The sequence below is a fragment of the Ornithinibacter sp. genome, from assembly GCF_035443565.1.
In the GTDB taxonomy this organism is placed as follows: domain Bacteria; phylum Actinomycetota; class Actinomycetes; order Actinomycetales; family Dermatophilaceae; genus Fodinibacter.
The window spans coordinates 20,015-28,547 of sequence record NZ_DAORSO010000021.1 but is presented as its reverse complement, the minus strand read 5'-3'; the positions used below and the strand labels follow the sequence as shown (position 1 = coordinate 28,547).

The 8,533-nt window shown below is 70.7% G+C and carries 9 protein-coding genes; 7 read left to right on the top strand and 2 right to left on the bottom strand.

Annotated elements, in window-relative coordinates:
• Positions 1 to 668 (bottom strand): DedA family protein (locus PLL68_RS04345; protein ID WP_324531985.1); only part of this gene is annotated, 668 nt, incomplete at its 3' end.
• A gap of 141 nt (positions 669 to 809) precedes the next feature.
• Between PLL68_RS04345 and PLL68_RS04340 the strand changes: the two genes are divergently transcribed.
• The 5 genes from PLL68_RS04340 to PLL68_RS04320 are packed head-to-tail and all read left to right on the top strand — an operon-like array spanning position 810 to position 5,141.
• Complete coding sequence (locus PLL68_RS04340) at positions 810 to 1,700, top strand: ABC transporter substrate-binding protein (protein ID WP_324531983.1); 891 nt, start codon at positions 810 to 812, stop codon at positions 1,698 to 1,700.
• Positions 1,701 to 1,709: 9 nt separating this feature from the next.
• Positions 1,710 to 2,612 (top strand): amino acid ABC transporter permease, encoded by a 903-nt coding sequence (locus PLL68_RS04335; protein WP_486657229.1) that lies wholly within the window; start codon positions 1,710 to 1,712, stop codon positions 2,610 to 2,612.
• A 22-nt stretch (positions 2,613 to 2,634) separates the two neighbouring features.
• Positions 2,635 to 3,366: an amino acid ABC transporter ATP-binding protein gene (locus PLL68_RS04330; RefSeq protein WP_324531981.1), complete on the top strand. Its 732-nt coding sequence runs from the start codon at positions 2,635 to 2,637 to the stop codon at positions 3,364 to 3,366.
• 16 nt (positions 3,367 to 3,382) lie between these two features.
• Positions 3,383 to 4,051 (top strand): TrmH family RNA methyltransferase, encoded by a 669-nt coding sequence (locus tag PLL68_RS04325; protein ID WP_324531980.1) that lies wholly within the window; start codon positions 3,383 to 3,385, stop codon positions 4,049 to 4,051.
• 40 nt (positions 4,052 to 4,091) lie between these two features.
• A complete protein-coding gene (locus PLL68_RS04320) occupies positions 4,092 to 5,141 on the top strand; it encodes an LLM class flavin-dependent oxidoreductase (RefSeq protein WP_502910665.1) in 1,050 nt (349 codons plus the stop codon).
• Here PLL68_RS04320 and PLL68_RS04315 read toward each other — a convergent pair.
• Complete coding sequence (locus PLL68_RS04315) at positions 5,050 to 6,417, bottom strand: acyltransferase family protein (protein WP_324531976.1); 1,368 nt, start codon at positions 6,415 to 6,417, stop codon at positions 5,050 to 5,052. The genes PLL68_RS04320 and PLL68_RS04315 overlap by 92 nt on opposite strands.
• 164 nt (positions 6,418 to 6,581) lie before the next feature.
• Between PLL68_RS04315 and PLL68_RS04310 the strand changes: the two genes are divergently transcribed.
• Together PLL68_RS04310 and fbaA are read left to right on the top strand one after the other, a co-directional pair.
• Complete coding sequence (locus PLL68_RS04310) at positions 6,582 to 7,373, top strand: GNAT family N-acetyltransferase (RefSeq protein ID WP_324531974.1); 792 nt, start codon at positions 6,582 to 6,584, stop codon at positions 7,371 to 7,373.
• Positions 7,374 to 7,498: 125 nt separating this feature from the next.
• Positions 7,499 to 8,530, top strand: coding sequence for a class II fructose-bisphosphate aldolase (fbaA, locus tag PLL68_RS04305; RefSeq protein WP_324531972.1), 1,032 nt, complete (start codon positions 7,499 to 7,501; stop codon positions 8,528 to 8,530).
• The last annotated feature ends 3 nt before the right edge of the window (positions 8,531 to 8,533 follow it).

Below are 8,533 nucleotides of genomic sequence, written 5' to 3'. Positions count from 1 at the left end.
GTGCCGTCTCGCACGTCGTCGACGACCTCGTCGATCTCGTCGATGACGGTCTTGGTCGCCGAGCGGTGCCTGAGGAACTCGAACACCATGGGCAGCACCGAGATGGCCACGATGAGCAGCACCGCCGCCTCGAGGTTGTCGTGCACGAAGTCGATGCCGCCGAGGAAGTACCCGAGCAAGGTGATGCCGGTCGCCCAGAGCACCGCGCCGACGGCGCTCCAGACGAAGAAGTGCCGACGGTTCATCCGGCTGACGCCGGCGACCACGGTGATGAACGTGCGCACGATGGGCACGAACCGGCCGATGACCAGCGCCTTGGCGCCGTACTTCTCGAAGAAGTCGTGGGTCTGGTCGAAGTACTTCTTCTTGATGAACCGGCCGTCGCGCTCGTACAGCGGCGCCCCGATGGCCCGACCGATCTCGTAGCCGGTGACGTTGCCCGCGAAGGCGGCGGCGCTGAGGATGGCGCAGGCCACGACGATGTTGAGGTCGATGTCACCGCGCGCGATGAACAGGCCGACCGCGAACAGCAGCGAGTCTCCGGGGAGGATGGGGAACAGCAGGCCGCACTCGATGAAGACGATGGCCACGCTCACCCAGAAGAACTGCTCTCCGAAGCGGTCGAGGAGCCACTGGGGGTCCATCCAGTCAGGTCCGAGGGAAGGCATCACGCCATCAAGAGTAGGTCGTCCGGCTGCGTGGTCCCGCCCGCACGCAGGGCGGGCGCACCCGCACGTCGGGGCCGCGGCTACATTGAGCACCGATCCGGGCCGATCGGGACGGCTCGCACCGACAGTGAAGGAACACCCATGCCGACCACCCGCGCCACCCGCGCCACCCGCCTGTTCGGGGTCGCCCTCACCGGGTCCGCCCTCCTCGCGCTGGCCGCCTGTGGCAGCCCCACCGACGAACCCGCCGCCTCGGCCTCTGGTGACGCCACGGCATCCGCCGCCACCTGCACCCCCGAGACGATGAAGACGCTGACGGCCGGCACCCTGACGATCGGCACCGACAAGCCGGCCTACCAGCCGTGGTTCGTCGACGACGACCCGAGCAACGGCAAGGGCTACGAGTCAGCCGTGGCCTACGCGATCGCCGACGAGCTCGGGTTCGCCAAGGACAAGGTGACCTGGGTCGTCGCGCCGTTCAACACGGTCGTCGCGCCGGGCAAGAAGGCGTTCGACTTCGACGTGAACCAGGTGTCGATCAGCGACGAGCGCAAGCAGGCCGTCGACTTCTCGAGCGGTTACTACGACGTGCGCCAGGCAGTCATCACCTACAAGGGCAGCCCGATCGACGGCAAGACGACCGTGGCGGACCTCAAGGGCGCCAAGCTCGGTGCCCAGGTCGGCACCACCTCGTACAACGCCGCGAAGGACCAGGTGCAGCCCTCGGCTGCGGTCGCGGTCTTCGACACCAACGACCTCGCCGTGCAGGCCCTGAAGAACAAGCAGATCGACGGGATCGTCGCCGACCTGCCGACCGCGTTCTACATGACGGCCGCCCAGCTCGACGACGGCGTCATCGTCGGTCAGCTGCCCCTGCAGGGTGAGCCCGAGCAGTTCGGTGCGGTGCTCGACAAGGGCAGCCCGCTCACGGGATGCGTCACCCAGGCCGTCGACACCCTGCGCGAGAACGGCACGCTCGACACCCTCGTCACCACCTGGCTGTCCACCCAGGGCGCGCCCGAGCTGAAGTAGCAGCCGATCGTGCAGGACCCTTCGCAGCAGCTGGGGCCCACGGAGTCGACGGGGGAACCCGTCGAGGACCGGTGGGTCCCGTCTGCGCTGGAGCAGGAGCGCGCGGCCTACCGCTCGGCCCGCACCCGCCGCTCCGCCGTCGTCGCGACGGCCTCGACGCTCGCGATGCTGGGCGCCATCGTCGCCCTCGTCGTGAGCTCGCCCGGGTGGCCTCGTGTCAAGGAGACCTTCTTCTCCTGGGACAAGGCGGTCGACTCCCTCCCGGCGGTGCTCGACGGGCTCTGGCTGAACATCCGCGTCATGCTCGTGTGTGCGGTGCTCATCGCGATCCTCGGCCTCACCCTGGCCGTCATGCGCACCGTGCGGGGTCCGGTGGCCTTCCCGCTCCGCCTGTTCGCGACGGCCTACGTCGACCTGTTCCGCGGGCTGCCGCTGCTGCTCGTGCTCTTCCTCCTCGGCTTCGGCGCCCCCGCGCTGCAGCTGTCGGGGGTGCCGAACTCGGCGCTGTTCTGGGGCGGGTGCGCGCTCGTGCTGTCGTACTCGGCCTACGTGGCCGAGGTGTTCCGCGCCGGCATCGAGTCCGTGCACCCCTCGCAGCGGGCGGCGGCGCGTTCGCTCGGGCTGAGCTACGGGCAGACCCTGCGGCACGTCGTGCTCCCGCAGGCGGTGCGCCGCGTGGTGCCCGCCCTGATGAACGACCTCGTCTCGCTGCAGAAGGACTCCGGCCTCATCGCCGTGCTCGGTGTCATCGACGCCATCCGTGCGGCACAGATCGAGACGGCGAGCGACTTCAACTACACCCCGTACGTCGTCGCCGGCGCGCTCTTCGTCTGCCTGACGATCCCCATGGCGCGCTTCACCGACTGGGTGGCCCGGCGGCAGGGCTTCCACGGCGCCGGGGGTCACCTGTGAGCACCCACGTGAGGATGCCGTCATGAGCCTGCTCGCCCTCGAGGGGGTCCGGAAGTCGTTCGGGAAGAACGTCGTGCTCCAGGACATCGACCTGACCGTCGAGCGCGGCCAGTGCGTCGTGCTCATCGGCGCCAGCGGCTCGGGCAAGTCGACCCTGCTGCGGTGCGTCAACCTGCTCGAGGTCGTCGACGACGGTCGGATCACGCTCGACGGGGACGACATCACCGACCCGCGCATCGATGCGGATGCCGTGCGCGCCCGGATGGGCGTGGTCTTCCAGGCCTACAACCTCTTCCCCCACCTGTCGGTGATGGACAACATCACCCTGGCCCCCATCCGGGTGCACGGTGTGCCGCGGGGTGAGGCCCAGGACAAGGCCATGGCCATGCTCCACCGGGTGGGTCTGCGCGACCGGGCGGGGGCGCGCCCCGACGACCTGTCGGGTGGGCAGCAGCAGCGGGTGGCCATCGCCCGCGCGCTCGTCAACGACCCGACCCTCATGCTGCTCGACGAGGTGACGTCGGCGCTGGACCCGGAACTCGTCGGGGAGGTGCTCGACCTGCTGCGATCCCTCACGCAGGAGGGCATGACGATGATCCTCAACACCCACGAGATGGGCTTTGCCCGGCAGGTCGCCGACACCGTGTGCTTCCTCGACGGCGGGGTCATCCACGAGCAGGGGCCGCCCGAGCAGGTTCTCGGTGACCCGCGCGAGGAGCGCACGCGCCAGTTCCTGTCGCGCGTCCACGCATGACCGCTTACGTGCCGGCATGAGCGGCCACGACGAGCCCGCCGACGTGGGGGTGGGGCCGTGGCAGGGGCCGTGGCCCGACGGGGACCACTTCGACCCCGACTTGTTGCGCGAGGGCGACCGGCGCAACGTCGCCGACCGGTACCGCTACTGGACCATGGATGCCGTCGTGGCCGACCTCGACACCCGTCGCCACCCGTTTCACGTCGCCATCGAGAACTGGGGCCACGACTTCAACATCGGCTCGGTCGTGCGCACGGCGAACGCGTTCAACGCTGCGGCCTTCCACATCGTCGGCAAGCGCCGCTGGAACCGGCGCGGGGCGATGGTGACCGACCGCTACCAGCACGAGCACCACCACCCCGACGTCGACGACCTCGTGCGGTGGGCGAGGGGCGCGGGGACCCAGGCCGACGGCATCCCGATCATCGGCATCGACAACCTCCCCGGCTCGGACCCGCTGGAGACCTACGACCTGCCCCGCGAGTGCGTGCTCGTCTTCGGGCAGGAGGGCCCGGGGCTGAGCGAGCCGATGCGGGCGGCCTGTACCGCCGTGCTGCACATCGAGCAGTTCGGCTCGACGCGGTCGATCAACGCCGGTGCGGCCGCCGCGATCGCCATGCACGCGTGGGTGCGTCGGCGCGTCTTTCACCAGCGACCGCTGCCCGCTCGTCCCACGTCGGAATAGCAGTGGCCCGGTGACCGCTGGACACGGGGTGAGCCCCTCCATGCGTCCCGCGCCCGCCCTGTCCGTGCTCGACCTCGTGCCCGTGCGAGGAGACCAGAGCAGTGGTGATGCCGTCGCCGCGATGCGGTCGCTGGCCAAGGTCGCCGACGAGAACGGCTACCGCCGCTACTGGTTGGCCGAGCACCACAACATGCCGAGCATCGCATCGACCAACCCTCCGGTCCTCGCCGCCATCGTGGCCGCGGCAACCGCGCGGATCAGGGTCGGCTCCGGCGGGGTGATGCTTCCGAATCATGCGCCACTCGTGGTGGCCGAGCAGTTCGCCCTGCTCGAGGCCGCCTTTCCGGGGCGCGTCGACCTCGGCATCGGCCGGGCGCCCGGCACCGACCAGGTCACGGCTTGGGCCCTGCGCAGCGGCGCCGGTGGCGTCGAGGCCGATGCCGTCGACCGCTTCCCCGACCACGTCGACCACGTGCTCGCGATGATGTCGCCCGCCGGGGCCGCCCTGCGGCTGGGCAGTGGTGAGCACGTGCTTCGCGCCACCCCCCGTGCCACCTCGGTGCCGATGATCTGGCTGCTCGGGTCCTCGGACTTCTCGGCCCGCCTCGCTGCGTCCCGCGGGTTGCCGTACGTCTTCGCGCACCACTTCTCGGGCCGTGGGACCGCCGAGGCGCTCGCCCTGTACCGCGAGGGCTACCAGCCCTCGCCCGAACACCCGGAGCCGCGGACCTTCCTCACCGTCAACGTCGTCGTCGCCCCCACGCAGGCGCAGGCGCAGCGGCTCGTGCAGCCGATGGTGCGCACCATGGTGGCGCTGCGCACCGGGCAGCCACTGATGCCGCAGGAGACGGTCGAGGAGGCGGAGGCGCGGGGGGTCATGGTGGCGCACCAGCCGTTGGCCGACGAGATGGCCAGCCGATGGGTCGTCGGGGACCCGCAGCAGGCGGCTGCGCGCGTGCGTGAGCTGGCCGCCACGTTCGACGTGGACGAGGTCATGGTCAGCCCGGTCGCCGGTTCCTTCGCGGGGACGCCTGTCCGCCGGTCGCCGGCCCGTGAGGAGACCCTGCGCCTGCTCGCCGACGCGATGTGACCGGCAGGCGCAGCAGGGCCACCGCCCCCACGGTGAGCACGGGCCACCACCAGTGCACCCCATCTGCGCCGACGATGCCCTTGGCGGCCATGAATCCGAGCCCCCCGCAGGCGAGCACGGTGACGAGCACCGGCAGCCACACCGGCGGAGCGGGTGATTCGTCTCGTCGCGGGGTCTCGAACCGGCCGAGCGCGGCGATGCACCCGAGGGTCACGAGGCCGAGCACGGCCCACCACAGCGGCCGGGTCACCCACCAGGCCCCGGTCATCGGGGTGACGCCGAGGCCGGGCCCGCCGAGCAGCAGCGAGAGCCCGATGGCGAGCACCATGGCCGTGAGGTGCCACAGGTAGAGCGTCATGACCCGGGTGTTGAGCAGCACCGTCGCCGACCAGGCGCGCGGCCGCTGCAACCACGCAGCCAGCGCGGGTTCGAGGGCCAGCACGAGCCCCGCCTGCAGCAGGCCGAGGAACCCCAACGTCACCCGGGTCGGGTATGAGTTGTTCACGGCCGCCCCGTCCAGCCCGATCATCGACACGGGGTAGGGGCCGGCCCACACCAGCCCCACGACACCGACGAGCCCGACGGCGGCCAGGGCCAGCCGTCGACCGGTGCCGGCCAGGCGACCGTCGAGCCAGGCGTAGCCAACCTGGTGCACCGTGGCCCACACGACGAGGTAGTTCGCGAACCCCACGGTCAGCGTGTCGGTGCCGAGGCTCACGAGGTCGACCAGGCACCCGAGTGCCAACCCGCCGACGATGCTGGACCAGCCCCAGCGCTCCCACACCCAGAGCGTGGCCGGGGCGACCGTGCAGACGACGACGTAGGCGGCGAGGAACCACGTCGGCACCAGGGCCACCTGGGATGCCGTGCGCAGGGTCGCGGTCGGCACCCCTGCCGCGTGGGCCACGACCACCGCGAGCAGCCAGACCAGCAGGAGCGGGACCACCGGCGTGAGGAGCCGCCGCAGCCGCGCCCGCAACCACCCGGCATACGGCAGGTTCTTCGCCCGCGCCGAGCGCCATGACAAGCCGTTGGCATAGCCCCCGACGAGGAAGAACACCGGCATCACCTGGAACACCCAGGTGAGCGGGTGGGTCCACGGGGCGAGCTCGAGAAGGTGACCGATCTCGAGCTCACCGTCGCGGACCACGACGGCGGCCATCAGCCAGTGGCCGAGCACGACCACGACGATGGCCGCGGCGCGCAGCAGGTCGACGACCCGGTTGCGGGTAGCGGGGGTCGCGGCGGCGAGGTCACGCACGGTGGACAGGTCCATGACTCACAGCCTGACGGGTTCGGTGGGGGCCGCGCGTGAGTACGGCGACCCAGCGTTGCGTCCGGCAGGGTGGTCGTCGGGGCAGCCAAGATGCCGGACGCAAGGGAGGAGGCGAGGGGAAAACGCGGGTGCGCGAACGGCATCCGATGGCGTGCAATGGGTCCATGACGCCTGACGACCTCCTCACCCGATTCCACACCCAGATCCGCCTCGCGGACAAGGACGCGGCACCGGGTTTCGTGGTCGAGCACGACGGGCCGGTCCACCGCACCTACCCCGCGGATGCCGGTGCGCCGGGCGCGATGGTCGAGTGCCCGCAGGGTCTGGGCGAGGACCCGGGGCACTGGATCGCCCGGCAGGTGGAGTTCTTCACGAGCAGGGGCCAGGAGGTCGAGTGGAAGACCTACGGCTACGACGAGCCCGCCGACCTGCAGGCGCGGCTCGTGGCTGCCGGGTTCGTCGCGCAGGACCCGGAGGTCGTGCTGCTCGGCCGGTGCGCCGACCTCGTGCACGACGTCACGTTGCCGGACGGGGTGCGGTTGTCGACGCCGAGCAGCGAGCGCGACTGGGACCGGGTCGGACGACTCGTCAAGGCGGTGTGGGGGCGTGAGGGGGTTGACATCGCGCAGGCGTTGCGCGCTGAGCAGCAGGCTCGGCCCGACCTCATGGCGACGAGTGTCGTCGAGGACCTCGAGACCGGCGAGGCGGTGTCGTACGCCATCCTGCGGATGACCGAGGGCACGCAGTTCTGTGGCCTGTGGGGTGGCTCGACCCTGCCGTCGTGGCGACGTCGCGGGCTGTACCGCGCCCTGGTCAGCCACCGCGCGTCGATGGCCCTCGAGCGTGGCTACCCCCTGGCCCGGGTGGACACCTCACCCGACTCGCGCCCGATCCTGCTCAGGCTCGGTCTGCACCCGGTCGCCGACACCCGCCCCTACGTGCTCGTGGCCTCGTAGGGGGCCCGGCCGGTGTGCCGGACGCCGCCCTACCGTCGGGTACGGACGTCCCTGTGTGGGGCGACGGCATCCGTGGAAGGATCGGGTTCGTACCGGCCCCGTCACTACCCCTTTAGGAGATCGCCGTGCCCATCGCAACGCCCGAGATCTACGCCGACATGCTCGACCGCGCCAAGGCTGGCTCGTTCGCGTACCCGGCCATCAACATCACGTCGAGCCAGACGGTGACCGCGGCGATCCGTGGCTTCGCCGAGGCCGGCTCCGACGGCATCATCCAGGTCTCCACGGGCGGCGCCGAGTACGCCTCCGGGTCGACGATCAAGAACATGGTGGCCGGTTCGCTCGCCCTCGCGGCGTACGCCGAGGAGGTCGCCAAGCACTACCCGGTGAACATCGCCCTGCACACCGACCACTGCCCCAAGGACAAGCTCGACGGCTTCGTCCGCCCGCTCATCGCGGCCTCCACCGAGCGCGTCAAGGCCGGCGGCCTGCCGATCTTCCAGAGCCACATGTGGGACGGCTCGGCCGTGCCACTCGAGGAGAACCTCCAGATCGCCCAGGAGCTGCTCGCCCTCACGGCCGCCGCCAACATCATCCTCGAGGTCGAGATCGGCGTCGTCGGTGGCGAGGAGGACGGTGTCGCCAACGAGATCAACGACCAGCTCTACACGACCACCGAGGACGCCCTGAAGACCGTCGAGGCCCTCGGGCTCGGCGAGAAGGGTCGCTACATGGCGGCGCTGACCTTCGGCAACGTGCACGGCGTCTACAAGCCGGGCAACGTCAAGCTGCGCCCCGAGATCCTCAAGGAGTGCCAGGACGCCATCGTCGCCGCCCACGGCAGCACGGCCGGCTCCAAGCCCCTCGACCTCGTCTTCCACGGTGGGTCCGGCTCGCTGCCCGAGGAGATCTCGGCCGCGGTCGACTACGGCGTCGTGAAGATGAACGTCGACACCGACACCCAGTACGCCTTCACCCGCCCGGTCGCCGACTGGATGCTGAAGAACTACACCGGCGTCCTGAAGATCGACGGCGAGGTCGGCAACAAGAAGCAGTACGACCCCCGCGCCTGGGGCAAGGAGGCCGAGGCCGGCATGGCTGCTCGCGTCGTCGAGGCCTGCCAGAACCTGCGGTCGGCGGGCACCCACCAGGCCTGACCC